Origin of the sequence: Flavobacterium sp. 40-81 (genome assembly GCF_001898245.1) — a bacterium.
GTDB classification, from domain to species: Bacteria; Bacteroidota; Bacteroidia; order Flavobacteriales; family Flavobacteriaceae; genus Flavobacterium; species Flavobacterium inviolabile.
This window is the reverse complement of the sequence record NZ_MKTM01000019.1, coordinates 14,753-39,786: the sequence shown is the minus strand read 5'-3', so window position 1 is coordinate 39,786 and position 25,034 is coordinate 14,753. Positions and strand designations below refer to the sequence as shown.

Genomic DNA, 25,034 nt, shown 5'->3' with positions numbered 1-25,034 from the left:
ATTTTAACCTCGCGGAGTTCTTAAAAACATAAATTGCAGTTGAATTCCAATAAAAAAAGAAAAATATGAGCAACATAAAAATACTATGGGTAGATGACGAGATCGATTTGTTAAAGCCACATATATTATTCTTAGAGAAAAAAGGGTATAGCGTTTCAACCTGTAACAACGGGCAGGATGCTATTGATATATTTGATGATGAAAACTTCGACATCGTTTTTCTAGACGAGAATATGCCGGGGTTAAGCGGACTGGAAACCCTTGCGGAAATTAAAGAAAAGAAATCCTCTGTTCCGGTAATTATGATTACCAAGAGTGAGGAAGAATATATTATGGAAGAGGCGATAGGTTCCAAAATTGCCGATTACCTGATCAAGCCGGTTAACCCGAATCAGATCCTGCTGAGTTTAAAGAAAAATCTGGATCACTCCCGACTGATATCGGAAAAAACGACCTTAGACTACCAGAAAGAATTCCGGAAAATTGCGATGGATATGGCCATGGTAAATTCGTATGAAGACTGGATAGAAATGTACAAGCGTCTTATTTTCTGGGAGATGGAACTTGAAAATATTGAAGACCAGAGTATGGTTGAAATTTTGGAAAGCCAGAAGCTGGAAGCCAATTCACAGTTCGGAAAGTTTATCGAAAAGAACTACGAGGACTGGTTTGACCCGAAAGAAGAGGCGCCCATCATGTCTCACCAGTTATTCAAAGAACTGGTGGTGCCGGAACTGCGAAAAAAAGAAATGCCGATACTGTTTGTTGTGATCGACAACCTGCGTTATGATCAGTGGAAGGCTTTTGAAAGTGTGGTGAATAATCATTACAAGCTGGAAAAAGAAGTAAGCTATTATTCGATTCTGCCAACGGCAACGCAATATGCCCGTAATGCTATCTTTTCTGGCTTACTGCCCTTGGAAATGGAGAAAATGTATCCGCAGTATTGGAAAAATGATGTGGACGAAGGCGGAAAAAACCTTTTTGAAGGCGAATTCCTTACCGAGCAGTTAAAACGACTGCGTATCGATATCAAGCAGGAATATTATAAGATTACCAATTTTAAAGACGGTAAAAAACTGGTTGATAATTTTAAAGGATTAAAAGGAAATGACCTGACCACGATTGTCTATAATTTTGTGGACATGTTATCGCATGCCAAAACAGAAATGGATGTGGTAAAAGAGCTGGCTTCCAATGATAAGGCATATCGTTCCTTAACGCTGAGCTGGTTCCGGAATTCCCCTTTACTGGAAATCATTCAACTGGCACAGCAGCAGGGCTTTAAATTGATTTTAACGACCGACCACGGAACGATTAACTGTAAAAATCCTTCCAAAGTGATCGGGGATAAAAATACCAGCCTGAACCTGCGTTACAAAACGGGAAGAAGCCTTACTTATGAAGATAAAGATGTTTATGCGGTAAAAGATCCTAAAAAGATCGGATTGCCGGCAATCAACATGAGCAGTTCGTATATATTTGCTAAAAACGACCTCTTCCTGGCGTATGTGAACAATTATAACCACTACGTAAGTTACTACAGAAATACGTATCAGCACGGTGGTATTTCGCTTGAAGAAATGATCATTCCGTTTCTGATATTTAATCCGAAATAAAGACTAACTGTTTAAGGGATAGCCGCTATCCCTTAAATAGCTATTGTGTAAGAAATTATGTAATGTGATTTCAATAAAATAAGTATATTTGTTTTTTATCGATACCTCTATGCAAATAACCTTCTCATTGGATGAAATCCAAGATGTTGCCAAACAAATATTATCCCGGAACCTGAAAAAAGTAATTACTTTCCATGCCGAAATGGGCGTAGGGAAAACAACCTTAATTAAGGTATTGGTTAAGGAACTGGGTGTTCAGGATATGGCGAGCAGTCCTACTTTTTCATTGGTCAACGAATATGAAGGCAAAAGCGGTGAGAAGATCTATCATTTTGACCTTTACCGGTTAAACAGCGAAGAAGAAGCTTACGATATGGGTATCGATGAATATTTCTATTCCGGTGACTGGTGTTTTATTGAATGGCCGGAAAAAACACCAAATCTGATACCGATTGACCATGCTGCCATTCATATTAAATTACTGCCAAACGGAAAACGTTTTTTAGAGCTGAAAAATTAAGCGGAATTTTTACTTTGTAAGTATTTCATTAAAAATAATTTATCACAAAAAAAGTTGTACTTTAGTGCAAATTATTGCGTAAATCATGTCATTAAGTCCATTTACAAGACAACAATTACTTCCCCAAGAAGAAAAGCTGGAAATAGCGAAACAAAAAGGTGAACTTTTCATCGGAATTCCTAAGGAAGTTTCCTATCAGGAGAGAAGAATTTGTTTGACACCCGATGCGGTTAATTCACTGACCTATCACGGACATCGCGTACTGATGGAAGCCGGAGCCGGAGAAAGCTCCAGTTTTTCAGATAAGGAATACAGTGAAGCAGGAGCGGAGATCACCAAAGACCGCAAGAAAGTTTTCAGCTGCCCGATGATTTTAAAAGTGGAACCGCCTACAATAGACGAGATCCACCTGATGAACCCGCAGACAATCGTTATCTCAGCCATTCAGTTAAAAACGCAGAAAAAGACCTATTTTGAAGCACTGGCGGAAAAGAGGATTACCGCTTTGGCATTTGAATTTATCAAAGATGAAGACGGTTCCTATCCGGCCGTAAAATCGCTGAGTGAGATCGCAGGAACCGCTTCCGTACTGATTGCTGCCGAATTAATGATCAACCAGTCTTTTGGAAAAGGATTGTTATTGGGCAATATCACCGGTGTGCGTCCAACGGAAGTTGTGATCTTAGGAGCCGGAACGGTAGCCGAATATGCAGCCCGTACAGCAATTGGCCTGGGTGCAAGTGTCAAGGTTTTCGACAATTCGATAACGAAGCTGAGACGCCTTCAGAATACTTTAAATCAAAGAATATTTACATCGACCATACAGGAAAAATCATTGCTGAAATCGTTAATGCGCTGTGATGTGGCTATTGGCTGCATGAAAGGAAAAAACCGCGCACCGATTATTGTTTCGGAAACGATGGTGGAGAACATGAAAAAAGGAGCTATCATCATTGATGTGAGTATTGATACCGGCGGCTGCTTTGAAACTTCTGAAGTAACCACACACGAAAAACCAACGTTTATAAAACACAATGTTGTTCATTATTGTGTTCCCAATATCCCTTCCCGTTATTCCAAGACCGCTTCCATGTCGATTAGCAACATCATCAGTCCGTTTCTTTTGCAGATTGCCGAAGACGGCGGTATAGAAAGCGCTATCCGATGCAACAGAGGGCTTAAAAACGGGATTTATTTTTACCACGGCATCTTAACAAACAAGTCGGTTGCCGATTGGTTTTCAATTCCGTACCGGGATATCAACCTTATCGTTTTTTAAAGTAAGTTGTTCTGGGTTAGCCCGAAACAAATGATTACTTTTGCACAAATTAAAAAAATATGAAATTTAAATTCCGTTTAGCCTATTACTTATTTGGATTGTTAATAGGTTCAATGTTCCTTACTTTTTTCTTAAAAGAGAAGAAAGCCGAGTTTTGTTATTTGCCAAATTGCCGAGTTTTAAAAGATTTGAGAAGCAAACCGATCAGTTATTCGGCTGAAACGACTGCTAAATTCAATGAAAAATGGGTGTCGATGGACGATATTAAGAAAACATTGGAGTATGGTGACGTTGATTTTTCAAAAAGTAACAAACCGCTTGACAAAGGTAAATTATACATAGTGGAAGGCAAAAACGCTAATAATGAAAATATTACGGTTTCCATTGTGAACTACTCGGATAAGGTGATTGTAAAAGATGTAAAAAAAGAATAATTTTTTTTCCCGAAAAGCTTGCAGAGTTAAATATCTTGCCTATATTTGCACTCGTAATCAGGAACACAATTACTGATGACAACAACAAAATAGGGCGATTAGCTCAGCTGGTTCAGAGCACCTCGTTTACACCGAGGGGGTCGGGGGTTCGAACCCCTCATCGCCCACAAGAAAACTCAAGCCTCACTAGGATTTCCTAGTGAGGCTTTTTCTTTGGTACAACATTATTTAGTAGCTGTATGCTATTTTATGAAACTGCTTAATCATAACGCTGTAAAATTTATAGAAAAATTAAATATTCAAATGAAATCAAAAATATTAATGTTTATTGTATCTCTTTTAATTGCTGTTCTGGTATTCAATTTTTACGGATATAAAATACTTGGGATTGAAAAGTTCGTTGAAAAAAGAGAAAGTTGTGCTGAATATTCAAACGGTGGTGGTGAAATGACAACAACATATGGGATACTCGAATTTTCTAAAGACGATGTCCTATATTATACAGAGGATTCGAACCATAGGAATAATGGTTATAAAAAATCTTTTAAATACTCAAAGAAAGATAATTACATATATATCAAAAGAAGCACAGAGGATTATATGCTTGTTGATTTTGATACAATGAGAATTGTTGGGGATACATTACGCGGTTGCTGCGGAACGGCATTTATCAAACAATAATGAAGAAAAATATTTATATATTATTTCTGTTTTTCTCTTTTTTATTTTCTTGTTCTACTCAAAAACTAAACAATGATGCGGTAACCAAAAAAGTAAAAGGTACTGTTTCTGATGACATAGGCATTTTACCGTTTGTACAAATACTCGTAATAAATAAAAATACCACAGTTAGAAAAACATTAACTGATTGGGACGGAAATTTTGAAATAGAAGTAAAAAAAGGCGAAATTTTAGAAACTAGCTGTGTAGGTTTCTATTCTGAGCAAATTATAATTACTGATAGTAATGAATATAAAGTCAAGTTAAAATGGAATGACGGAACTAGCGATAAAAAAAGACAACGCGATTTAAAAAGATTGGCAAGAAAAAATGGAGGTTTTTATATTGTTCCAGATTGATGAATAAAAAACTGTACACAACACCTTCTGGCGCGAGCGTTCGAACCCTTCATCGCCTACAGAAATTAAAACATAGCCACTGTATTACAGTGGCTATGTTTTTTATGTAATTTATCGCTTAATTTTTACTTTCTCAAAAAAAGAAAATTCAATTTACCAAAATAGATCAATCGTATTGTCCCTTTTTGTGTATTATTGTAAATGCCTGTGTTTGATTATGTAGTGCATATACATCCATAATAAAGTAGCAGGTATATATAAGTCGGGAAACCATCGCCACTTTTGCGCGACGTTCTCCCAACTGCCGGCTTTGTGTGCTATTTTTGAAGAACAGAAACTAAAAGGCAATTTTTAATGTTAAACTAAAATTTTGTTTATGAAAAATATTTTAATTTTATTTATAGTATTTACTTTCTTTTGTTGCAAACCAAAAAACGAAGATTTTAAATTTTATGAATGTGAATTCCTTTTTTCAGAGGTGGCTGGCAATCCATTTGACAGTATTGATAAATATAATAAGTGGGTTGATAACAAACAAGACGCAATAAATTTGAAAGTCCATTTTAACGATTTAGAATTAAATAAAAGAAATTTGGATAGTCTCTACAAAACAAAAGCTCAATACTTTTTCATCATTGGTGGCGGTGGAATTTGGGTTCAGGCAAAAAATTGTAGAGCCGAAATTAAAAACGATACACTTTTTATAATTTACAAACCTAAATGGAACCGTGAACCAGTAGGCGAAGCCGCATCAACAATGATATGTATGGAATTGGATAAAACAAAATATCCAAATTACAGAGAACTTACAATAGATTATATACAGGAATAAAATGAAACCCCGTTCTGCGAAGTCTCCCGGTTTGGCATACAATAAATAAAATAATGTATTGAAAATAATGAGGGTTCGAAGTCGGGAAACTTTTGCACAGCAAGGAGACCAAATGAGAAATTAACAGCTAAATCAAAAACATAACCTAATGCCAAAAAAATATATAATTACTTTATCGTTTTTAATTATTTCTACTTTTTCATTTGGTCAATTACCAGATAGTAATTCTAAAAAAATAATTGGTTTTGTTTTTGAAAATTCGATTTATGTATATACGCTCATTCCGGTAGTTGAGGCTGATATTATAATAGAAGGAACGGAAAGAAAAACGAAAACGGATACAGACGGAAAATTTGAAATTGAAGCTAAAGAAGGTGAAAAATTGATCGTTACAGGATTAGGAATTAGAACTAAAGAACTTCTAATTGAAACTAAAAATTGTTATAAAATCACTTTAGATACAGATCTGGAAGATTATCCGATTAGTATTACCAGAAGGATCGCTAGAATAAATGCAAAGAAAGCACGCAAGATTGAACAAACTGTAAAACGAAAAACACAAGAGGGTTTTTATGATTGTTTAGATTAAAATACGACACACAACTAATACGAAAGCTTAAATATGAATATCGCTTCTAAATTTTTTATGTTTATAATTATAGTTCTATTTGCTGGATGCTCATCCAATTCACAATCGATCAATAGCATTTCTTATAATTTTGCTGGTGGAGAAACAGGACACTATATAAAAATAGAAATAACTAAGGATTCTATAAATGGAATGTTTGAAAGTCTGAACCAGAGAGTTATAATAAAAGAAAAAACACCAAAAAACACATGGGATTCTTTAACTCATTCAATCACATTAGAAAATTTTAAGGAAATAAAAAGCGGAAAAAGTCTTCTTGAAATAGACGGTACAAATGTTTCTATTAAAGTTGAAACAGATGGAGACAGTTATTCCTTTTTAAACGGAAATATAGACAAGGTTCAAAACAAAAAAGTTTTTCATTTCATGGAAATTTTAGAGAATGAATTGAGCAATATTTACCAAAGAGCAAATCATTAATAAAACCTTCTGGTAACAGCCTGTAACCGCAATCGCAGAGTTTTCCGTAGGTTGACACTTCATTTTCACGAAGTAATTATACTATAGCTGAAAGAACTCAGTCCGTTTGGATCCGTAACTGATGATTACGGCGAAACCTTACGAAAGACTTCCTTGTATATTTTCGAAAAACATCAAAACAGGTAGCAAGTGTTCGATTGTAAGCCCAGAAAATCCACAATCCTTAATTTCTTAGGGAGTATTTCTCTCTAAAAACCTTTTCCCGGGTATAATTCCATATCAATAGAATTCACCGCATGACACATATTTCAGGCATTGAGCTTGTTAGTAAAGCTAAATGAGCCTGTGAACAATATGAGTATGTGGCTTATCTTTTATATTTGTATAAATACTTTATAATTCACTTGAACAAGATACGGCTATGCAAAGAGATGATAAATTGAAGACGATCAGTTACTCGGGAATTTTCTTGTCCTGTTTTGCAGAGGAGAGTGAGAAATGCATCCACGCTACTCCTGAGCATGTATTAGTATACTTATATTCCGGAGAACAGCTTGTCGAAAATGGCAATAAGAAATACCGGATACAGGCAGGTGAGTGTGTCCTGATCCGTCGCGACCATCGTCTTGTAATGTATAAAAACAGCAGCGGTGATGAGTTGTATAAGGGTATATCCCTTACATTCAGTAGAAATGTCCTGCGGGAGTTTTACAGTAAAATGAATAAGTCCGAAATACCGGCCGGTGTAGCGGTAACGGATGAAGTTGTTTTTAATGTAAATCCGCGTCCGGATATAACAAGCCTGTTTCAGTCATTGACACCTTACTTCGATGAAGATGTAAAACCAACGGAAGGTGTGGTGCATTTGAAATTATTGGAAGGCATTTATGCCCTATTAAATAATAATGAAGTCTTTTATCCGATACTGTTTGACTTTACTGAACCGTGGAAAATTGATATTCTGGAATTTCTAAATGAAAACTTTACTGATGATCTCACTATGGAACAAATTGCAGCCTATACAGGACGCAGCTTAGCAACATTTAAAAGAGATTTTAAAAAAGTAAGTAACCTAAGCCCTCAAAAATGGCTTATAAAAAGGCGTTTGGAAGCTGCCTATGACAAACTTAAAGAAGGCAAAAAGGTACAGGATGTGTATGTGGAAGTTGGTTTTAAAAATCCTTCTCATTTTTCAACAGCATTTAAAAAACAATATGGTTTTCCTCCAACAGAAGCCTGAAATGTAACAGGATTGAGCTTTTAAGAAAAGTTATTTGAGCCCCGCAGTAAAGCCACTGCGGGGCTCCTTTTTTAATTTTGCTGATATCAAAAAAGCAATAATGGAACAAACAGCAGGTACCGGTATTTTTGAAAGACTAAAAGCCGGGGAAACCATACCGTCAAACGATCCTCAGATACACAGCCTCCGTGAGGCATCATTCGAAACGAAGAAAATACTCCTTCAGATGAATGCTTCGTCAGATCCGTCTGAGATAAGGAGCTTGTTAAGCCTTATCACCGCAAATGAAATTGATGTTACTTCCGATGTGTTTACCCCGCTATATATTAACTACGGCAAAAACACCAGAATAGGCAAAAATGTATTTATCAATTTTGATTGCGTCTTTTTGGATTTGGGAGGAATTACTATTGAAGACAATGTACAGATAGCCCCAAGGGTCAGCCTGCTTTCAGAAGGACATCCTTTATCGGCGCAAGACAGGCACTCCCTTGTGCCGGGACATATATTAATTAAGAAAAATGCCTGGATAGGCTCGGCAGCTACGATATTACCCGGGGTTACTATAGGCGAAAATTCCATTGTAGCAGCCGGTGCGGTTGTGACTAAAGATGTTCCGGATAATGTAATTGTGGGCGGAGTACCGGCAAAAATTATAAAGACAATTTAAACAATAGCAATAAAATGAAAAAAACAGTATTACTACTGGGAGCAGCCATGCTGATGTTGGGCTCTTGCCAGAAACCTAAACCAGATCAGCAGGAACAAACCGGTAACACAGCAGCAATGGATATAAATGAACACTATACGTTTAAATTGAGCGATAAGGTAACCCGTCAAAAAGTAACATTTAAAAACCGTTACGGGATTGAGCTTACAGGTGATTTATACCTTCCAAAAAACAATACAGAACCGTTAGCCGCACTTGCCATCAGCGGGCCTTTTGGTGCTGTAAAAGAGCAATCATCAGGACTGTATGCGAATCAAATGGCGGAACGAGGCTTCGCAGCACTGGCCTTTGATCCGTCCTATACAGGCGAGAGTGGTGGCGAGCCGCGTAATATTGCATCGTCCGATATTAATACGGAAGATTTTAGTGCTGCAGTAGATTTTCTGGGCATTCAAAAAAACATTGACCGCAACAAAATAGGGATCATTGGTATTTGCGGTTTTGGAGGATTTGCATTAAACGCTACCGCGGTTGACAAACGTGTGAAAGCTGTAGCAACAACAAGTATGTATGATATCCCGCGAGCAGCATCTAAAGGTTATTTCGACAAAGTAACTTTAGCAGAGCGTACAAAAACATTGGAGCAGATGAGCGCGCAACGCTGGAAAGACGCAGAGAAAGGAAAACCGGCCTATGGGCAGTGCCCAAATCCGGAGAAACTGAAAGGTGATGAACCCGAATTTGTAAAAAGTTATTTTGATTACTATAAAACCAAACGGGGCTTTCACCCGCGTTCAATCAATTCAAACGGTGCCTGGACAATCACCAGTCCGTTTTCTTTAATGAATTTGCCAATACTGACATACATTACAGAAATTTCCCCGCGGCCAGTATTAATCATAGCAGGTGAAAATGCACACTCCCGTTATTTTAGTGAGGACATCTTTAAATCCGCTTCCGAACCCAAAGAATTAATGATTATTCCTAATGCTGTACACGTGGATTTGTATGATAAAATTGATGTAATCCCTTTTGAGAAACTGGAATTATTCTTCAAAAATAATTTGAAATAACAGCACTTCAAATAAAATCAGATACTGTATTTATCTTAAAGAATGTCCATAAAGGTTAAAATATTAATCAGGTGTTCGGCTGTAATTCCCGACACGAACAAAAAAACTCCTTAAGTACTGAAGGAGTTTTTTGTTTGGGGATATTTTTACCGGCTTATAAATCCATATTGCCGGATTTTGTATGTTTCAGAACGTTGTCATAAATTTTATTCAGCAGGTTTTGTCTCATTTTTGAATTTCTTTGGTTCAGCAGTATTATGATCCCCCAGTTTTTAGCCCTGTTGTAGCAGATAATGGAAGACTGCCCCATAGAATCACCCGATTTTAAATAAATGGTGTTTGCATCATCCGTGAGGATGTTGGTGCCCAATCCCATTTCCCGGTTTTCATCTTTATAGAAAATCTTTTCGGTAATCAGAGCCGCTTTACCGATTGTATTTTCGGTGTTTAAAGCCGCTTTTAAAAACGTAACCATATCTGAAGCACTGGACTTTATTAATCCGGCTGCTGCTGTAATATTCCATTTCATGAATTCCTGAGTTCCGCCATTCGGATTATGGCCAACTGTACGGTTTTTGACATTAAAATCTTTAGTTAAGGTATTGGTCATTTGTAGCGGCTCGATTATTCGGGCTCTGATAATTTCATCATAACTTTTGCCATACACTTTTTCTACGATTTGTCCGAGTAATGTATATCCAATTGTAGAATAACGGTAACGGCCGTAGTCTTTAAGTTCGCTGCAATTATTGATTATAGTAGCCAGTGTTTTTTGGGTTACGCTATTTACGGGCTGTTGCGGATCTAGTTCTATTAACTTTCCAAAGTCGATATCGGGTAAACCTGATTGATGAGACGCCAAGTCTGAAATCTTTATCCTGTTTTTAAGATTTTTATGCAATACATATTCTTTTGGAAGGTAGCTGTCGATATAATCATCTGTTTTTATTTTATGATCAATAACTGCCTGTGCGATTAAATTTGAGGTTAAAATTTTAGTAATCGAGGCAATTTCAAATATAGAATTCTTATTAATTTCAATCGGGCTTTCGGCATTCAGATTGCCATAGGCAGTATAGTATTCCGTATTATTCTTGATAAAACCAACACTGATACCTACGTCAGGATTTTTTTGATAATTATCCTTTATTATCGAATCAATTTTTTTGGAGATGTCCTGTCCGAAAGAAAAAGTGCCTGTTAATAATAGCACTGCTAAAAAGTGTAATGAAGTTTTCATAGTATCGTGTTTTTAGGTTAAAAAATATTTCGATACAAATGTGTGGAAGAAATCAGCGCTATGCGACCGAATAAAAGTAGTCGGACGCATTTGTTATAAAAAAGGAGTACGAATATTTTAAAAAACAAGTACGAGTAATTACAAAGTGTTGTATTGTAATGTTTTATGATGAGATTTAGGCGTGTAACCGGTAAGTTTTTTTAAACCGCATGAAAGGTAGATTTGGAATTAAACGCAAAACGGTATTGTATAATGAGCTATATTTTGTTGTTTTTATGGTGTTATTTTTATGATTTCCGGAATCCGTCAGATATATGAATATACATATCTTTACTGAAAAAAAATTACAAGCGCTCATGTCAGGTCGAAAACTTCTCGGGATTGTTTTGATTACTCTTTTTGCTGTCAGTATGGTTGCACAACCTACTAAAAACGTTTTATTACAAAAAGGCTGGGTGGCACTTGTTAAAGACAATGATGACGAAGCCTTCCGTTATTTTTTTCAGGCATACGAAAAAGCAAAAGATGATAAAAGTGATGAGGATAAAGCAGAATCCTTATTGTATTTAGGAATCTGTACGTATGGTTCCAACCTCGAAAAAGGCTTGCATTATGCGTTGCAGTCGTTAAATATTTATAGCCGTCTGGAAAAAAAACATCCCGTAAAATTTGAAATCGGCAGAAGCAAATGCCTGCAGCTGATCGGGACGATTTATACCCGCCAGGGAAAATTTAAGGAAGCCATTCCGCTTAGCCGGGAAGTGGTTAGTATATTGACCAATCATGACGATAAAAGCGGCACTTTAGGCCTGGCTTATACAACCCTTGGAAGTTTATACGATTCCGGGAAAATATCCGATTCAGCAGCCTATTTTTACAAACTGGCCTTAGAGGATTTCGAAAAATCGGATAATGTAGCCTATCTGCCCACTACTTATATCCGCATAGGTGAACTGGAACTTAAAAAGCAAAACAGCAGCGCAGCATTGCAACATTTTAAAAAAGCGCTGGATGTTGCTGTCCGTTCCGAAAATGACCAGGCACATGTATCGTCTTTAAATGCTTTGGGAGAATGGTACCGCAACGCAAATAATCTGAAAGAAGCACAGCATTATTTCCTGGAAGCCAATAAAATTGCGGTTATCCTTTCGGACAAGACGTTCGAAATGAAAACACTCGAACAGCTGATCGGCTTATACGAAAAACAGCAGCATTTTGCGGAAGTTTCGAAACTTCAAAAAAGGGTAATGGCCATCAAAGAAGAATCCTATTCTCTGGAAAAAGCCAAAATAGGGAAGAGTCTTGAAGTACAATTTGAAACAGCCGAAAAGAATAGAAAACTGGCTTTAATTTCCCAGGAAAAGGAAATCGCAAGACTGACCAATTATTTACTGGCGGTTTGCATCGTTGTCCTGCTGGTCGTTTTTATAACAGGATATTACTACCTGAAAAACAGAAACAAGCGCGATAAACAGCTGCTCAAAACAAAAGAAGCTTTAGTGGAAGCACTGGAACAGCAAAAAGAACTGAAAGAAATCCAGTTTAAGAATGATCTGGACCACAAGGAAAGTCAGCTGAGCGTAATTACGCTTCAGATGCTTCAGAAAAATGAATTGCTAAACGAGATTAAAACAACTATTGAGCTGCAGCAGCCCTTGTCGGAACAGCAGCTCGTAAAAATGGTAAACCGCCATTTTGAACAAAAAAATAACTGGGAGGATTTCAATCTTTATTTTGAAAGCATCAACAAAAATTTCTACACCCGCTTAAAGCAAATCTATCCGGAAATCAGTGCCAACGATTTAAAGATTTGCGCGCTGATCAAACTAAACCTGTCGATAAAAGAGATGGCTTCCATCCTGAATATTTCTCCCGACAGTGTCAAAACTGCCCGTTACCGCCTGCGCAAAAAACTCCAGATGAATGCAGACGATAACCTGACCAATTTTATTCTTTCGGTATAAAAATCGGAATTGTCTACCTGATTTCTACAGGTATTTCCGGGTTTGTCTACCTTTTGTCTACCTTGATTTTAGTGACTTTACAGCTGTTTCCTGATAATTTTGAAACGGTTCCTCCAATTGCGACCATTGCTTTGGAAGGAATAAGAACCCGTATTAAAATCAGGAATGTAATTACCGGGAATTGCTATTGGTAAGAAGCACAGCATCTTTTTCAAAAGCAATTTTCAAAGCCCTTTAAAGATGAATAAAAAAAGACTTTTAATTTTCGGAATCATCCTTTTGTTCGGTTTAGGATCATTTTATATCTACAACAAGGTACTGTATAAAGAAGGCCGGAATGTTGGCCAGGAAACTTCCGCTTTTGTATTGCCAGCTTCCGGGCTGATCAGCCAATATAAATCGGATGTAGCGGGATCGGATAAAAAATACCTGAACAAGACCATTGAAATAGAAGGGAAGATTACCGAAATCTCCGATTCAGCCATTACGCTGGACAGTACCGTTTTTTGTGGTTTTGATAAAAAAGTAAACCCCAAAAATCAAAACGGCAAGGTGAGGATTAAAGGAAGATGCATTGGTTTTGATGAAATGTTTAACGAAGTAAAATTTGACCAATGCATAATTTTAGAATAACCATGAAACCTATTTATTTCCTTATGATGACCCTTTTTTCCGGGTTTGTCGCAAATGCCCAGGAAGACCTGCTTTCCGGTCTGGATGCCACTCAGGCAAAAAACACCAATGTTACGGCGGTCTTTAAAGGCTTGCAGATCATTACGCTCCAGTCTACAAAAATGGCCGCTAAGAAAGAATTTTATTTTGTGGTTTCCCATCGCTTCGGAACGGTAAAAGACGGAATTTCGGAGTTTTTCGGATTTGACCATGCGACCACAAAAATAGGCGGGATCTATGGAGTGACCGACTGGCTTTCTGTTAGCGGATCGCGCCACACGCTATCGAAAATGTATGAAGTGGGCGCAAAATACAGAGTGTTACGGCAAAATGACGCTTTCCCTTTTGAAGTGGTAGGCTATAGTACCATTAATATTAACAGCCTTCTGAAAAAAGAAGACTATCCCAAAATTGAATTTTCAGACCGACTGGCATTTATCCACCAGCTACTGGTTTCGAGAAAGATCTCCGAAAAACTGTCCGTTGAGCTGGCGCCGTCATTCATACACAGGAATTTATACAATCCGGAAATTGAGAACGACAACCAGTTTTCCATTGCGTCCGGAGGAAGAATGAAACTAACCAAAAGGCTTTCGCTTAATATGGAATATGCCTATAATTTCAACAAACCCGGTTTTTACAGCAATCCGTTGTCTGTAGGCCTTGATGTGGAGACCGGCGGTCATATTTTCCAACTATTGTTTACCAATTCGCAGTCCATGACCGAAAGCGGTTATCTGACCAATGCAGCCGGTAATTGGAGTAAGGGAGATTTCTTTTTTGGATTTAATTTATATAGAGTTTTTTAAGATGAAAAAAATAGCACTGTTCGTAACAATCATACTCTTTTCGCTGACCAGCTGTGATTCGGATACTTACGAAGATCTTCAGGAACATACGGTAATTGTTGGAAAAGTAACCTACACGGCACAAGTGAAAGCAATCATTGATGCCAATTGTATCAGCTGCCATTCCGCTGCCGGAAGCGCTTCTTTCCGCCCTATGACAACTTACCCGGAAGTAAAGGCAGCTTTTGAAACAACCAATCTGGTGAGCAGGATTCAAAGACAAAACGGGGAATCCGGACAAATGCCCCAGACCGGAAGAATGCCTCAGGATAAAATAAATACGATTATCCAGTGGGGAACAGATGGTTTATTAGAAAACTAAACACTTGTAACGATGAAAAAGAACTTTTTTTTAATGCTTTTGCTGCTGACTTCCATTTCGTTTTATGGACAAAAGTATATTACCAAAACAGGAAATTTAAAATTTGAAGCCTCTGTAGCCTCGTTTGAGGAAGTTGCGGCCGAAAATAAAAACACTTCTGCCGTTTTAGAAGCTTCCACCGGAGAGGTTGCCGTTTTGGCACTGATGAAAGGTTTTCGCTTTAAAGTAGCGTTGATGGAAGAACATTTTAATGAAAACTATATGGAATCCGATAAATTTCCAAAAGCAACCTTTAAAGGAAAAATTGAGGATTTTGATCTTGAAAAAACGGTAAATGCAAAAAGCTGCCGGATTTCCGGTGATTTGACCCTTCACGGTAAAACCAGAAAAATTACGACCACGGCAAAAATAACCAGGTCCGGCAATACGATAACCCTGGCAGGGAATTTTGAAGTTACGCCGGCAGATTTTGCAATAGAAATTCCGGGTCTGGTACGTAAAAAAGTGGCCGATAAAATTCAGGTCACTTATAATTTACCCTTAACGAACAAATAACCATGAAAAGAATACTCTTGTTTTTCCTGTTGGTTTCGGCATTATCTAATGCCCAGGACAAAGAAAATAAAGACGTTTTTAATGTCGCACGATTTGGTACTGTAGAAGAAATGAAACTGCTGGAAGCTAAAAAACAGGATACGATAAATGCCGTAAATCCGGGCGGATTTACCCCGCTGATCCTGGCCTGTTATAAAGGCAATAACGCCGTTGCAGCTTACCTGATCCCAAAAGTGAAAAACATAAATTTCAACACGGCAAACGGTTCGGCACTGGCGGCAACCTGCATGAAAGGGAATGTTGCGCTGACCAGATTGCTTTTGGAGAACAAAGCCAATCCGAATCTTGCCGATGTGTCCGGAATAACACCTTTGCTTTATGCGATTCAATTTAAGAATAAAGAGCTGGTGGAACTGCTGCTAAAATTCAAAGCCGATAAAAAACAGGCCGATAACAGCGGTAAATCACCGTTTGAATACGCTGTTTTTACTAAAAACGAGGAAATCATTAACCTATTTAAAAACTAATATACAACAATGAAAAAAACACTACTATTGTTATTTTGGAGCATTTCCGCACTAAGTTCTTACGCACAGACAAAATCTACCGGTGTGGTCAATTTAATGGCTGAAATGACTGCTAAACTGGACTTGAACAATACTACTTCCACGGCGACATTAACGCTGACCGGGCCGTCTGACCGCTGGTTTGCCTTACAATTCGGGGCATTTAGCCAGGGACAGGGAATGGAAGCCGGCCAGGATGTTGTTTACTTTAACGGAACAACGCTGATTGATGCCGTTCACAATGGCATTGGTTCTGCGCCAACAGCCGATACCAATAACTGGAACGTTACTTCCAATACCGTAGCGTCTGGAACGCGTACCATCGTGGCTAACCGTGCATTCAATACCGGATCGTCCAATGATTATACATTTGTCTATCAAAACGGAACGATTGATTTCGCGTTTGCCAAAATGAGTTCGGCAAGCTTTTCACTGGCTTACCATGGTGGTGGAAACAGAGGATATGTGATTGGAGTGCCTGTTACAACCGCTTTGGCTGTAGGCGAATTTGAAAAGGCAAAAGTGGCGTTATTTCCAAATCCGGCAAACAATACTTTTTCGATCCAATCAAATGAGGCTGTTCAATCGGTGATTGTGTATGATGTAAACGGAAAACAATTGGCAAAATTTACCAACCAAAAAGAAGCCTTAAATATTGCTGCTTTACCGGCAGGTCTATATTTTATAGAAATTCAGAATACTGAAAATCAGACCTTTTTTGAAAAGCTGATCAAAAAATAAGCAACTTTTTGAGCGTACCAATCCATTTGGTACTGCGAAGGTTATCAATAACGGCACGCCTGTTTCCGGAATACTCAAAATTCCGGAGACAGGCGTTCCCGCTATACGGATCAGCTGCTATACAGAAGTTCTTTTTTAAAATAAAGCTGTTGGTGTTGGCTGTCCTCATTCGCCTGTTCGTCAAAATGGAATTCCCGGTAGTCAAAAGACTGTAGTATTTCCTTTAGAACCGTGTCTTTTTCAAAGACCTTTATCCAGATCAGATCATGCTTTCGCTGAGCGGCAATCGCTTCGGCACGTTTAAGCAGCAGCGATAATTCTTCCGAATTGAAATAAACAACCTGCTCAATACCCATTGGTTTATTCGCTCCGGTATTTTGATTGTAAAGCCTTGAAGAATTAAGCTTCATAAACGATAGTGGTGTTTCCGCTTCATGAACCATCAGCATTTCAACCGAAAAATCATTCTGTATCCTGATGAGCTTTTGATGGGAAAGATTTTCGGCAACATATTTTTCACCGGATGCTTTGTCCCCTAATACAGCAGTATAGAAACCGATGGCTTTGTTTTCCATCCAGAGGGCATTTTCGATTAATAGCACGACAAATTTTACAACTTTAGACATATTTATTCCTATTGAGCTACGCTGCTAAACCGGCATTTATTGCGGCATTGCAGCATATATTATCAGGTAACAAAACTGCATTTATCCGGGGTGTTTGTAAAGAGCCGGATTGCCTGTATGTTGGTCAAAAAGGCGGTAGTGTCAAGCGGTATTAGGATTCCGTGCGATAGGCTAAAGGAGAAAGACCGGTATGCTTCTTAAAAAATTTCCCGAAAACCGATTGATTGGAAAAATTCAGGACATCACTAACCTGATTGATTGTTAAGGATTTGTTTTGTAACAATACTTTTGCTTCCAGAATAATAAGATCATCAATCCAGTCCTTTGCCGTTTTGCCGCTGTTCTTTTTAACGACTTCCGACAGGTATTTACGGGTTACATGCAGGCGGTTGGCATAATAACCGACAGCGCGTTGTTCCAGGAACTCCTTGACAAGAATTGCTTTGAATTTTTCAAATAACGGGTTCTGTGCCGTATGATGCGGAATGGTTTGTTTTAGCGTGTCGAGTTCGTATATCAGGATATACAGGTAGCTCCTTAAAATAGCCGGTTGATGGGGATATGTACCGTTAAGTGCGGCTTTGATCTGGTTAAAAATTGGCTCAAATTTGGTAACAGCCGTTTTGTCGAGCGCTGATACATGCATCGTGTCATTTTCAAAAAAATCAAATTGGGTCAGGAAAAAAACATTAGCCTGACTTTCAAGAAAAAACGGCGCTTTAAAAAAGATAATGTCAATCAGGATTTCCTCACTGTCTTTGCTAAAGCTTCGGATAACGGACGGGCTTAACGTGATGATTGCCGGTGCATGGATGACCGTTTTTGAAAGCCTGGTCTGCATCACGATACTGCCTTTTCTCAGAAACTCCACCGCATAACTTTCCGCCCGGTACGGTTCGGTAATATAAGGATGATCCTGTGCCTGAATATAGAAATAGTCGTCTTTATTGCTGACAGTAGTAAACAGACTCTTGTGATGTTCAAGGGAGTAGGTCGTAATTTTGTTCATCCGGGAGGCTTCTTTATTTGCATTATTGCTTCAATAGCTTTTTGAAACAGCTGTTTTCGGGGCGTTAATTGATATTCAAATATAGCTAATGATGCGGATATGACACCATGCTTTAACAGTAAAAAAGCAACGGTTCATTTTAAATCCGGGATTGCAAAAGGACCTGTTATGGCAGTATTATGCAATGAAAGCACTTTTTATATTTATATTTTCCTGCTACTTTTGTTTGATTTCCGATTATTCTCAAAAAAAATGTAATTCCATGGATCAGGATAAATTTATTTTCTGTCTCGAAGCGGTTCCCGATGTCGAAACGGATACGACCACAGCAGTGTTTAAAAGTCTGGAACAGTTAGCGCTGGAGCAGGGTATTGCCAGCATCCACAAAACCTGCGATACTATTGAAGGTCTGGAAGAAAGCCTGAATGCACTGCTGTATGAGGATCATTATTTTAAGGATTATGAAATCATTTATTTAGTGATGCAGGGCGACGGAAACAACATTTGCTTAAACGACTATTACTATAGTTTTGAAGAAATAGCAGAACTCTTTGAAGGAAAAATGACCGGTAAGATCGTGCATTTTGCCAATACAAAGACGTTGGATTTAAGTGAGGAAGAAGCCCAATACTTTTTAGACATTACAAGGGCAAAAGCAGTTTCGGGTTATGGAACGAAGTTCAGTAAAATGATAAGCGATAAACTGGACAATGTTTTCTTTAGCCTGTGTCAGGATGAAGATGATGTAACTGAAATCGTGGAAGAATTGCATGAAAAGCATTATGCACTTTGCAAACTACTCGATTTTAGGCTGTACTACTAATGGAATTGTTTATTTTTATTGGAAAGTATCGTAATATGAATTTTAACCGCTAAGATGGATAACAAAAAACAGGACCTTTCCGATTTTGATGGTTACGAAAAGACCGCCTATCATTATAAGGTAAGGCGTAACAACACCTTCGGCATTCTTTCGAACGACCTGGAAACGATCATTCCGGCGGATTATGCAGAGATCATTTACAGGAATAATACCGGTATCTTTTTTTGCAGAAAGGAGCTTTTTAAAAGTAAGGACACCATTTATTATTGTTTTGATAAAAACGGTTCCTTTTTAAAAGAACTGCGTTATTCACACATCTGGTTTGATTATTTCAGCAATCAGGATTATTATCTGTTTAGCGAAGCAGATAGTGATTTTGATACCTTTTATTTTGATCCCAAAAATGAAATGACGGGAGAATTCGGTTTGATTGACGCTAACCTGGAACAGCGGCTACCGGCCCGATACGGATGGATCAGTATTCACAATAAGGATTATATTCTTTATAAAGGCGACAATTTTGAAATGCACACACCGGAAGACGAACATAAATTCCGGTCGGTTATAAATTATTATACACTAACCGGCGGGAAATGGGGTGTTATGGATACGGATCATAAAATTAAAATTCCATTTGAGTACGACTGGATTTACGGTACCAGAAACGAACAGGTTTTTGTGGTGAACAAAGGAGGCGCCATGACCTATCTGGAGCAGGTGCAGGATGATAACGGAACCTGGTTTGTTGAAGGCGGAAAATGGGGAATCGTCGATTCTGAAAACAAAACTATAATACCCGTACACTATAACCGGATGAGCTTTTATGAGGATAAAATACTGCTACAGGAAGATTCGGATAAAAAAGCTACTCAAGCATCTGTAGATTTGGAAAAAAACTATATTAGCTATGTGTTATAATGAAAAAACTATAGGATCATGCCATTTTTTGAATAACAGATTAGTGATAAACATTAAAAAATAAAGATATGAAATTAGGAGCCTTTTCAATGAGTCTTAGTGTAAAAGACATTACTGTTTCCAAACAATTTTATGAAGAACTGGGATTTAAGGTTTTTGCCGGAGATCTGGAGAAAAAATACCTTATCATGAAAAATGAGAATGCACTGATCGGTTTGTTTCAGGGCATGTTTGAAGGCAATATTTTAACTTTTAACCCGGGTTGGGATGAAAATGCGAATACGATGGAACAATTTGATGATATCCGCGTTATTCAGAAGCAGCTAAAGAGCAAAAATATTGCGTTAATGGCAGAAGCCGATGAAAACACTTCCGGACCGGCCAGCCTGATGGTAATGGATCCGGATGGCAATGTCGTGCTGCTGGACCAGCACATTTAAACGCCGGCCGGATATAACGAAAACTACAAAAGTGTTTCCGGGAATAGAAAAATGTACTTTGTCTGTTTCCGGAAACACTTTTAATTTACAACCCACAGGAAGGACAATAAGCTGCTGCTGTAAAGGGATGGCTATCAGGAGAAGTCTATAAGAAATGTAAATCAGTAACGGTTACGATCAGTAATAAAATTACTATTAAGAAATGGTAAATTTTAAATAATTGATAATGATTTGTTCTTTTTATTGCAATAATTTAGAAATTATAGTGAATCCTTTATAATAAAATATATCTTTACGCGTTATACACACAGATAATATTGACTTCCTCTTATACTTATTTAATTTGGAAAACAGTAATATGTAGTATTTGTTTTACTATTCTGCACAAGCAGATTTAATTTTTCCAAATTATGAAATCGTACTCCGTACAAGAAATCAATGCAGTACTTCGGGGAAGTATCATAGGCGATACCACTCATAGTATTTCCTCACCCGAACAGCTGGAACTGGCTGATCAAAATCAGATATCGTTTATCGGACATAAAAAATATGAAAAATTCTGGATGGCTTCCAAAGCTTCTGTAGCGGTGGTCAATAATGAAATTTCTATTGAGCCCGGTGAGAACCGTGTTTTTATTAAAGTTCAGAATGCCGATTTAGCCATGTCGCAGGTATTGGAGCTTTTTGCAAAATCGGCTCCGGTTTTTGACAATCCGATACATGATACAGCGGTTATCCACCCGGATGCCATTCTTGAAGAAGGAGTAAAGGTCGGGGCAGGTTGCTATATTGGTGCCGGCGTTGTTATTGGTAAGAATGTTACGATTTATCCTAATGTAACCATCCTGGATGAATGTACCATTGGTGCTCAAACCATTATATGGTCGGGAGTGGTTGTCCGCGAGCGTTGTCATATTGGCGCTTGCTGTATTCTGCATCCCAATGCGACTATAGGAGCAGACGGTTTTGGTTTCAGAGCCTGTCCGGAGCGTGGTTTGGTAAAAATTCCGCAAATCGGAAATGTAGTTATTGGCAATGGTGTCGAAATTGGTTCCGGTTCCTGTGTAGACAGAGGGAAGTTCAGTTCAACCATTATTGGTGATGGCTGCAAAATAGACAATTTAGTACAGATAGGGCATAACAGTGTGTTGGGTAAATTCTGTATCATGGCCGGCAATAGCGGTCTGGCAGGTTCCGTAACATTGGGCAATGGTGTGATTATTGGCGGCAGTGCCTCGATAAAAGACCATGTTACCATTAAAGATGGTGCCGTAGTGGGAGCAGGTTCCGGGGTAACCGGCGATGTGGAAGCTGGAATAACGGTATTGGGCTATCCGGCGGTTGAAGCCAGAAAAGCCCTGAAACAATGGGCAATATTGAAAAAAATGGCCTCTCAGTGCGGTTAACCGGCCAGTTGATGATGGGTAGCCGGAGTGGCTTATTCCGTGCTGCTTTTTAGTAAAAATCCGACAGAATAATTATGATTTGTTTAGTATTTGCGAAATAATAAAATGATTAATTTTGGAAAAAATCAACCATGAAAAAAGTAATATTAACGTGTTGTGCACTCTTTTTGTTCAGTTTCCAGAATCAGGCGCAGCATAAAGACAAACCACTTTCAACCGAAAAAATGACTACGATGAACACTGAAAACATTTACCAGTTTAAAGTAAAAGATATCGAAGGTAAAACTTTTGATTTTGCGTCCCTGAAAGGGAAAAAAGTGATGGTCGTAAATACCGCGTCAGAATGCGGATTGACACCACAATACGAGCAACTGCAAAAGCTGTACACGGAATATAAAAACAAGAACTTCGTGATTATCGGATTTCCGGCCAATAATTTTGGTGCTCAGGAACCGGGAAGCAATAAAGAGATCGCTACGTTCTGTTCTAAAAATTACGGTGTGACTTTTCCAATGATGGAAAAAATATCCGTAAAAGGGGAGGACATGCATCCGTTATACCATTTCCTGACCGAAAAAGCGAAAAACGGTCTGGAAGACAGCCAGGTGGAATGGAATTTCCAGAAATACCTGATCAATGAAAAAGGACAGCTGGTTAAGGTAATCCACCCGAAAACATTACCGGACAGCCCGGAAGTAGTAAACTGGATTAAAGGTTAATTACGATAAAAACAAAAAAGAAAAGCTCCCGCAACGGGAGCTTTTTTATAGCATTAACTGTAGAAATGCCGTATCCAGCCACCGGTCAAATTTATAGGCATTCTCCTTTAGGATGCCTGCCATTTCAAATCCGGATTTTTGGTGAAACAGGATGCTTCCGGTATTCTCTGTATCGATGACCCCGATCATGGTATGTTTGTTTTGTGCTTTGGCTATCGCGATCAATTCGGCCAATAATAGTTTTCCGATACCTTTTCCGGTATGCTGCTGATCGATATAGATAGAATGTTCAACAGTGTATTTATAGCCCTCTTTAAAGCGGAAAAAACCATAGGTACCAAAACCTACAGCCACATCGTTTATAACGGCTACCAGGAAAGGAAAATCGTGTTTTCTTTTGTCCTGTATGATGATTTCCTGTTCCTGTAGTGTTCTGGGTTCATAATCGTATATGGAAACACTGTTTTTGATTTCATGATTTATGATTTCAAGGACATACGGCAAATCGCTGTCTGTAAAGGGTCTGATGGATATATTCATGGCTGTGTTTATACCATCAAAGATATAAAGTTTCACACTTTTTTTGAAAGAAATTGATAATAGAACACTAAATTTGTTTTGCGTTTTTGAGACGCTCAATTTAAACTTCAAATATAAAATGTCGTATCCTAAAATACCTTTGGCACAAAGTATTATTGAAATTTGTAAAGCCAAAGGATTACTTGATATTATCATCTCTCCGGGTTCCAGAAATGCACCTTTAACAATAGGGTTTGTCGGAAATAAAGAATTTAACTGTTATAGTATTGCCGATGAACGCTGTGCTGCTTTTATGGCAGTGGGTATGGCGCAGCAGTTAAAGCGTCCGGTTGCCGTGGTTTGCACTTCGGGCTCGGCACTGCTAAACTATTATCCGGCAGTTGCGGAAGCGTTTTACAGCCAGTTGCCTATTGTTATCATATCGGCGGACCGTCCTACTTCAAAAATTGATATTGGCGACGGACAGACCATTCGCCAGCGTAATGTTTATGCGAACCATATACTGTACAGTGCCAATCTTACCGAGGAAGCTTCGGAAGCAAATGATCTGGAAATTAATGAAGCCATCAATCAGGCTATTGTTAAAAAAGGCCCGGTTCATATCAATGCGCCTTTTGAAGAGCCTTTATATGAAACGGATGAGGTGGCTACGGTAACAACACAGGTTTTGCCTCCGGTGCCGCTACCGGAACAGCTCCCGGATTTAAAACCTTATACGGAGCAATGGAACAAGGCTAAAAAGAAACTGATTTTAGTTGGTGTCAATGACCCGGACAGTATCGATCAGGCTATTATTGACCGGCTTGCGGCTGATGCTTCGGTAGTGGTGATGAAAGAAGCAACATCGAATTTGCATCATCCTCATTTTATCGGCAATATCGATACCATTATTACTCCGTTTACAGAAGATGATTTTAAAGCGTTTCAGCCTGAAATTTTAATTACCATTGGCGGTATGGTTGTTTCCAAAAGGGTAAAAGCCTTTTTACGAAAATACAAACCGGAAGCCCACTGGCATATCGATACTTTAAGGGCTTACGATACTTTTGGCAGCCTGACCAGACATTTTGAATGCACACCCAATACGTTTTTTAACGAATTTTTACCGGGTACTGCGGCAGTTGCCAGTGATTACCTGGAAAATGCCGTAGCGCTTAAAGCCTTGCGGGAAGTCAAACACCAGGAGTATAGTGCCCGGATTCCGTACAGCGATTTTAAAGTATTTGAAACGATACTGTCGGCATTACCGCAAAACAGCCAGTTGCAAATCAGTAACAGTTCGGCTATCCGTTATGCACAATTGTTTGCTATCGACCCGTCTATCGAGGTTTTTTGCAACCGCGGCACCAGCGGAATCGACGGTAGTACTACTACAGCTATTGGAGCAGCTGTTGCCAGTAAGAAAGAAAACATCCTGATTACCGGAGATATCAGCTTCTTTTATGACAGTAATGCACTTTGGAATGCCTATATCCCTAAAAATTTTAAAATCATTCTGATCAACAATCAGGGCGGTGGTATTTTCAGGATTTTACCCGGACATCAGGAAACGGAAGTATTTAATACCTTTTTTGAAACCACCCATAACTTTACGGCGGAGCAACTGGCTTCAATGTATCATTTTAAATATTATCAGGCTACAGACCTTGAGGCACTAGAAACGGTGCTTCCGGAAGTCTTACAGGAAAATTCGCAGCCTGTACTGTTTGAAATTCATACGCCAACAACAGTAAATGACAGTGTATTATTGGAATATTTCAAAAACTTAACATAGAATTCAAGAAAATAGTTTTGAAATGGGGCTTGTTTTGGTTTTATTTTGTTAAATTT

At 38.4% G+C, this 25,034-nt stretch carries 29 protein-coding genes and 1 tRNA gene; 26 read left to right on the top strand and 4 right to left on the bottom strand.

The window, feature by feature from the left end; genetic code table 11:
- The first annotated feature begins 65 nt into the window (after window positions 1-65).
- From porX to BGO42_RS06060, 13 genes are all read left to right on the top strand, one after another.
- Window positions 66-1,619: a T9SS response regulator signal transducer PorX gene (gene porX, locus BGO42_RS06120; protein WP_177734617.1), complete on the top strand. Its 1,554-nt coding sequence runs from the start codon at window positions 66-68 to the stop codon at window positions 1,617-1,619.
- A gap of 109 nt (window positions 1,620-1,728) precedes the next feature.
- Window positions 1,729-2,139, top strand: coding sequence for a tRNA (adenosine(37)-N6)-threonylcarbamoyltransferase complex ATPase subunit type 1 TsaE (tsaE, locus tag BGO42_RS06115; RefSeq protein ID WP_273246628.1), 411 nt, complete (start codon window positions 1,729-1,731; stop codon window positions 2,137-2,139).
- An 85-nt stretch (window positions 2,140-2,224) separates the two neighbouring features.
- Window positions 2,225-3,418, top strand: a complete 1,194-nt coding sequence (locus BGO42_RS06110; protein WP_177734615.1) for an alanine dehydrogenase — start codon at window positions 2,225-2,227, stop codon at window positions 3,416-3,418.
- A gap of 59 nt (window positions 3,419-3,477) precedes the next feature.
- A complete protein-coding gene (locus tag BGO42_RS06105) occupies window positions 3,478-3,852 on the top strand; it encodes a DUF4258 domain-containing protein (RefSeq protein WP_177734614.1) in 375 nt (124 codons plus the stop codon).
- Window positions 3,853-3,944: 92 nt separating this feature from the next.
- Window positions 3,945-4,019, top strand: a tRNA-Val gene (locus BGO42_RS06100).
- Window positions 4,020-4,101: 82 nt separating this feature from the next.
- Window positions 4,102-4,533 carry a hypothetical protein gene (locus BGO42_RS06095; protein WP_273246627.1) on the top strand — a complete coding sequence of 144 codons (432 nt, stop codon included), beginning with the start codon at window positions 4,102-4,104 and terminating at the stop codon, window positions 4,531-4,533.
- On the top strand, window positions 4,533-4,931 hold the full coding sequence (locus tag BGO42_RS06090; protein WP_273246626.1) for a carboxypeptidase-like regulatory domain-containing protein: 399 nt from the start codon (window positions 4,533-4,535) through the stop codon (window positions 4,929-4,931). Before BGO42_RS06095 ends, BGO42_RS06090 begins: the two co-directional genes overlap by 1 nt.
- A 376-nt stretch (window positions 4,932-5,307) precedes the next feature.
- The gene (locus BGO42_RS06085) at window positions 5,308-5,763 is read left to right on the top strand and encodes a hypothetical protein (RefSeq protein ID WP_273246625.1); all 456 of its coding nucleotides are present in this window, start codon (window positions 5,308-5,310) and stop codon (window positions 5,761-5,763) included.
- 148 nt (window positions 5,764-5,911) lie between these two features.
- Window positions 5,912-6,352 carry a carboxypeptidase-like regulatory domain-containing protein gene (locus tag BGO42_RS06080; RefSeq protein WP_273246624.1) on the top strand — a complete coding sequence of 147 codons (441 nt, stop codon included), beginning with the start codon at window positions 5,912-5,914 and terminating at the stop codon, window positions 6,350-6,352.
- A 33-nt stretch (window positions 6,353-6,385) separates the two neighbouring features.
- On the top strand, window positions 6,386-6,832 hold the full coding sequence (locus BGO42_RS06075) for a hypothetical protein (RefSeq protein ID WP_273246623.1): 447 nt from the start codon (window positions 6,386-6,388) through the stop codon (window positions 6,830-6,832).
- Window positions 6,833-7,253: 421 nt separating this feature from the next.
- Window positions 7,254-8,072, top strand: coding sequence for an AraC family transcriptional regulator (locus BGO42_RS06070; RefSeq protein WP_273246622.1), 819 nt, complete (start codon window positions 7,254-7,256; stop codon window positions 8,070-8,072).
- 100 nt (window positions 8,073-8,172) lie between these two features.
- Window positions 8,173-8,742, top strand: coding sequence for a sugar O-acetyltransferase (locus tag BGO42_RS06065; RefSeq protein ID WP_177734607.1), 570 nt, complete (start codon window positions 8,173-8,175; stop codon window positions 8,740-8,742).
- A 14-nt stretch (window positions 8,743-8,756) separates the two neighbouring features.
- Window positions 8,757-9,815, top strand: coding sequence for an alpha/beta hydrolase (locus BGO42_RS06060; RefSeq protein WP_273246621.1), 1,059 nt, complete (start codon window positions 8,757-8,759; stop codon window positions 9,813-9,815).
- A 154-nt stretch (window positions 9,816-9,969) separates the two neighbouring features.
- On the opposite strand, the gene BGO42_RS06055 is transcribed toward BGO42_RS06060, so the two are convergent.
- Window positions 9,970-11,055 carry a serine hydrolase domain-containing protein gene (locus BGO42_RS06055; protein WP_273246620.1) on the bottom strand — a complete coding sequence of 362 codons (1,086 nt, stop codon included), beginning with the start codon at window positions 11,053-11,055 and terminating at the stop codon, window positions 9,970-9,972.
- A gap of 356 nt (window positions 11,056-11,411) precedes the next feature.
- On the opposite strand from BGO42_RS06055, the gene BGO42_RS06050 reads away from it, so the two are divergent.
- The 7 genes from BGO42_RS06050 to BGO42_RS06020 all read left to right on the top strand — a co-directional run bounded on the left by BGO42_RS06050 (window position 11,412) and on the right by BGO42_RS06020 (window position 16,723).
- Window positions 11,412-13,019, top strand: coding sequence for a tetratricopeptide repeat protein (locus tag BGO42_RS06050; protein ID WP_273246619.1), 1,608 nt, complete (start codon window positions 11,412-11,414; stop codon window positions 13,017-13,019).
- A 240-nt stretch (window positions 13,020-13,259) separates the two neighbouring features.
- Window positions 13,260-13,652 (top strand): OB-fold protein, encoded by a 393-nt coding sequence (locus BGO42_RS06045; protein WP_273246618.1) that lies wholly within the window; start codon window positions 13,260-13,262, stop codon window positions 13,650-13,652.
- A complete protein-coding gene (locus BGO42_RS06040) occupies window positions 13,634-14,500 on the top strand; it encodes a DUF5777 family beta-barrel protein (protein WP_502686359.1) in 867 nt (288 codons plus the stop codon). Before BGO42_RS06045 ends, BGO42_RS06040 begins: the two co-directional genes overlap by 19 nt.
- 1 nt (window position 14,501) lies before the next feature.
- Complete coding sequence (locus BGO42_RS06035; protein ID WP_273246617.1) at window positions 14,502-14,861, top strand: cytochrome c; 360 nt, start codon at window positions 14,502-14,504, stop codon at window positions 14,859-14,861.
- A gap of 12 nt (window positions 14,862-14,873) precedes the next feature.
- The gene (locus tag BGO42_RS06030) at window positions 14,874-15,416 is read left to right on the top strand and encodes a YceI family protein (protein WP_273246616.1); all 543 of its coding nucleotides are present in this window, start codon (window positions 14,874-14,876) and stop codon (window positions 15,414-15,416) included.
- 2 nt (window positions 15,417-15,418) lie between these two features.
- Window positions 15,419-15,943 (top strand): ankyrin repeat domain-containing protein, encoded by a 525-nt coding sequence (locus tag BGO42_RS06025; RefSeq protein WP_273246615.1) that lies wholly within the window; start codon window positions 15,419-15,421, stop codon window positions 15,941-15,943.
- Window positions 15,944-15,952: 9 nt separating this feature from the next.
- Window positions 15,953-16,723: a T9SS type A sorting domain-containing protein gene (locus BGO42_RS06020; protein WP_273246614.1), complete on the top strand. Its 771-nt coding sequence runs from the start codon at window positions 15,953-15,955 to the stop codon at window positions 16,721-16,723.
- 110 nt (window positions 16,724-16,833) lie between these two features.
- Here the strand turns inward: BGO42_RS06020 and BGO42_RS06015 are convergent, their stop codons facing one another.
- Together BGO42_RS06015 and BGO42_RS06010 are read right to left on the bottom strand one after the other, a co-directional pair.
- Window positions 16,834-17,349 (bottom strand): hypothetical protein, encoded by a 516-nt coding sequence (locus tag BGO42_RS06015; protein WP_273246613.1) that lies wholly within the window; start codon window positions 17,347-17,349, stop codon window positions 16,834-16,836.
- A gap of 151 nt (window positions 17,350-17,500) precedes the next feature.
- Entirely contained in the window at window positions 17,501-18,358 is an 858-nt protein-coding gene (locus BGO42_RS06010) for a helix-turn-helix domain-containing protein (protein ID WP_273246612.1), read from the bottom strand.
- Between the two features lie 262 nt (window positions 18,359-18,620).
- Here BGO42_RS06010 and BGO42_RS06005 point away from each other — a divergent pair, with 262 nt between their 5' ends.
- The 5 genes from BGO42_RS06005 to BGO42_RS05985 all read left to right on the top strand — a co-directional run bounded on the left by BGO42_RS06005 (window position 18,621) and on the right by BGO42_RS05985 (window position 22,664).
- A complete protein-coding gene (locus BGO42_RS06005) occupies window positions 18,621-19,181 on the top strand; it encodes a DUF6642 family protein (protein WP_177734596.1) in 561 nt (186 codons plus the stop codon).
- A gap of 54 nt (window positions 19,182-19,235) precedes the next feature.
- On the top strand, window positions 19,236-20,099 hold the full coding sequence (locus BGO42_RS06000) for a WG repeat-containing protein (RefSeq protein WP_273246611.1): 864 nt from the start codon (window positions 19,236-19,238) through the stop codon (window positions 20,097-20,099).
- A gap of 68 nt (window positions 20,100-20,167) precedes the next feature.
- The gene (locus BGO42_RS05995) at window positions 20,168-20,539 is read left to right on the top strand and encodes a VOC family protein (RefSeq protein WP_177734593.1); all 372 of its coding nucleotides are present in this window, start codon (window positions 20,168-20,170) and stop codon (window positions 20,537-20,539) included.
- Between the two features lie 410 nt (window positions 20,540-20,949).
- Window positions 20,950-21,945, top strand: coding sequence for a UDP-3-O-(3-hydroxymyristoyl)glucosamine N-acyltransferase (gene lpxD / locus BGO42_RS05990; RefSeq protein WP_177734592.1), 996 nt, complete (start codon window positions 20,950-20,952; stop codon window positions 21,943-21,945).
- Window positions 21,946-22,076: 131 nt separating this feature from the next.
- Window positions 22,077-22,664, top strand: a complete 588-nt coding sequence (locus tag BGO42_RS05985; RefSeq protein WP_177734591.1) for a glutathione peroxidase — start codon at window positions 22,077-22,079, stop codon at window positions 22,662-22,664.
- A 45-nt stretch (window positions 22,665-22,709) separates the two neighbouring features.
- Here BGO42_RS05985 and BGO42_RS05980 read toward each other — a convergent pair whose 3' ends face one another.
- Complete coding sequence (locus BGO42_RS05980) at window positions 22,710-23,204, bottom strand: GNAT family N-acetyltransferase (RefSeq protein ID WP_273246610.1); 495 nt, start codon at window positions 23,202-23,204, stop codon at window positions 22,710-22,712.
- A 118-nt stretch (window positions 23,205-23,322) separates the two neighbouring features.
- Between BGO42_RS05980 and menD the strand changes: the two genes are divergently transcribed.
- Window positions 23,323-24,978 carry a 2-succinyl-5-enolpyruvyl-6-hydroxy-3-cyclohexene-1-carboxylic-acid synthase gene (gene menD, locus BGO42_RS05975; protein ID WP_273246609.1) on the top strand — a complete coding sequence of 552 codons (1,656 nt, stop codon included), beginning with the start codon at window positions 23,323-23,325 and terminating at the stop codon, window positions 24,976-24,978.
- The last annotated feature ends 56 nt before the right edge of the window (window positions 24,979-25,034 follow it).

Bases quoted from the DNA above. Each gene is read 5' to 3' on its own strand.
- porX (WP_177734617.1), top strand. From the start codon at position 66: ATGAGCAACATAAAAATACTATGGGTAGATGACGAGATCGATTTGTTA.
- tsaE (WP_273246628.1), top strand. From the start codon at position 1,729: ATGCAAATAACCTTCTCATTGGATGAAATCCAAGATGTTGCCAAACAA.
- BGO42_RS06110 (WP_177734615.1), top strand. From the start codon at position 2,225: ATGTCATTAAGTCCATTTACAAGACAACAATTACTTCCCCAAGAAGAA.
- BGO42_RS06105 (WP_177734614.1), top strand. From the start codon at position 3,478: ATGAAATTTAAATTCCGTTTAGCCTATTACTTATTTGGATTGTTAATA.
- BGO42_RS06095 (WP_273246627.1), top strand. From the start codon at position 4,102: ATGAAACTGCTTAATCATAACGCTGTAAAATTTATAGAAAAATTAAAT.
- BGO42_RS06090 (WP_273246626.1), top strand. From the start codon at position 4,533: ATGAAGAAAAATATTTATATATTATTTCTGTTTTTCTCTTTTTTATTT.
- BGO42_RS06085 (WP_273246625.1), top strand. From the start codon at position 5,308: ATGAAAAATATTTTAATTTTATTTATAGTATTTACTTTCTTTTGTTGC.
- BGO42_RS06080 (WP_273246624.1), top strand. From the start codon at position 5,912: ATGCCAAAAAAATATATAATTACTTTATCGTTTTTAATTATTTCTACT.
- BGO42_RS06075 (WP_273246623.1), top strand. From the start codon at position 6,386: ATGAATATCGCTTCTAAATTTTTTATGTTTATAATTATAGTTCTATTT.
- BGO42_RS06070 (WP_273246622.1), top strand. From the start codon at position 7,254: ATGCAAAGAGATGATAAATTGAAGACGATCAGTTACTCGGGAATTTTC.
- BGO42_RS06065 (WP_177734607.1), top strand. From the start codon at position 8,173: ATGGAACAAACAGCAGGTACCGGTATTTTTGAAAGACTAAAAGCCGGG.
- BGO42_RS06060 (WP_273246621.1), top strand. From the start codon at position 8,757: ATGAAAAAAACAGTATTACTACTGGGAGCAGCCATGCTGATGTTGGGC.
- BGO42_RS06055 (WP_273246620.1), bottom strand. From the start codon at position 11,055: ATGAAAACTTCATTACACTTTTTAGCAGTGCTATTATTAACAGGCACT.
- BGO42_RS06050 (WP_273246619.1), top strand. From the start codon at position 11,412: ATGTCAGGTCGAAAACTTCTCGGGATTGTTTTGATTACTCTTTTTGCT.
- BGO42_RS06045 (WP_273246618.1), top strand. From the start codon at position 13,260: ATGAATAAAAAAAGACTTTTAATTTTCGGAATCATCCTTTTGTTCGGT.
- BGO42_RS06040 (WP_502686359.1), top strand. From the start codon at position 13,634: ATGCATAATTTTAGAATAACCATGAAACCTATTTATTTCCTTATGATG.
- BGO42_RS06035 (WP_273246617.1), top strand. From the start codon at position 14,502: ATGAAAAAAATAGCACTGTTCGTAACAATCATACTCTTTTCGCTGACC.
- BGO42_RS06030 (WP_273246616.1), top strand. From the start codon at position 14,874: ATGAAAAAGAACTTTTTTTTAATGCTTTTGCTGCTGACTTCCATTTCG.
- BGO42_RS06025 (WP_273246615.1), top strand. From the start codon at position 15,419: ATGAAAAGAATACTCTTGTTTTTCCTGTTGGTTTCGGCATTATCTAAT.
- BGO42_RS06020 (WP_273246614.1), top strand. From the start codon at position 15,953: ATGAAAAAAACACTACTATTGTTATTTTGGAGCATTTCCGCACTAAGT.
- BGO42_RS06015 (WP_273246613.1), bottom strand. From the start codon at position 17,349: ATGTCTAAAGTTGTAAAATTTGTCGTGCTATTAATCGAAAATGCCCTC.
- BGO42_RS06010 (WP_273246612.1), bottom strand. From the start codon at position 18,358: ATGAACAAAATTACGACCTACTCCCTTGAACATCACAAGAGTCTGTTT.
- BGO42_RS06005 (WP_177734596.1), top strand. From the start codon at position 18,621: ATGGATCAGGATAAATTTATTTTCTGTCTCGAAGCGGTTCCCGATGTC.
- BGO42_RS06000 (WP_273246611.1), top strand. From the start codon at position 19,236: ATGGATAACAAAAAACAGGACCTTTCCGATTTTGATGGTTACGAAAAG.
- BGO42_RS05995 (WP_177734593.1), top strand. From the start codon at position 20,168: ATGAAATTAGGAGCCTTTTCAATGAGTCTTAGTGTAAAAGACATTACT.
- lpxD (WP_177734592.1), top strand. From the start codon at position 20,950: ATGAAATCGTACTCCGTACAAGAAATCAATGCAGTACTTCGGGGAAGT.
- BGO42_RS05985 (WP_177734591.1), top strand. From the start codon at position 22,077: ATGAAAAAAGTAATATTAACGTGTTGTGCACTCTTTTTGTTCAGTTTC.
- BGO42_RS05980 (WP_273246610.1), bottom strand. From the start codon at position 23,204: ATGAATATATCCATCAGACCCTTTACAGACAGCGATTTGCCGTATGTC.
- menD (WP_273246609.1), top strand. From the start codon at position 23,323: ATGTCGTATCCTAAAATACCTTTGGCACAAAGTATTATTGAAATTTGT.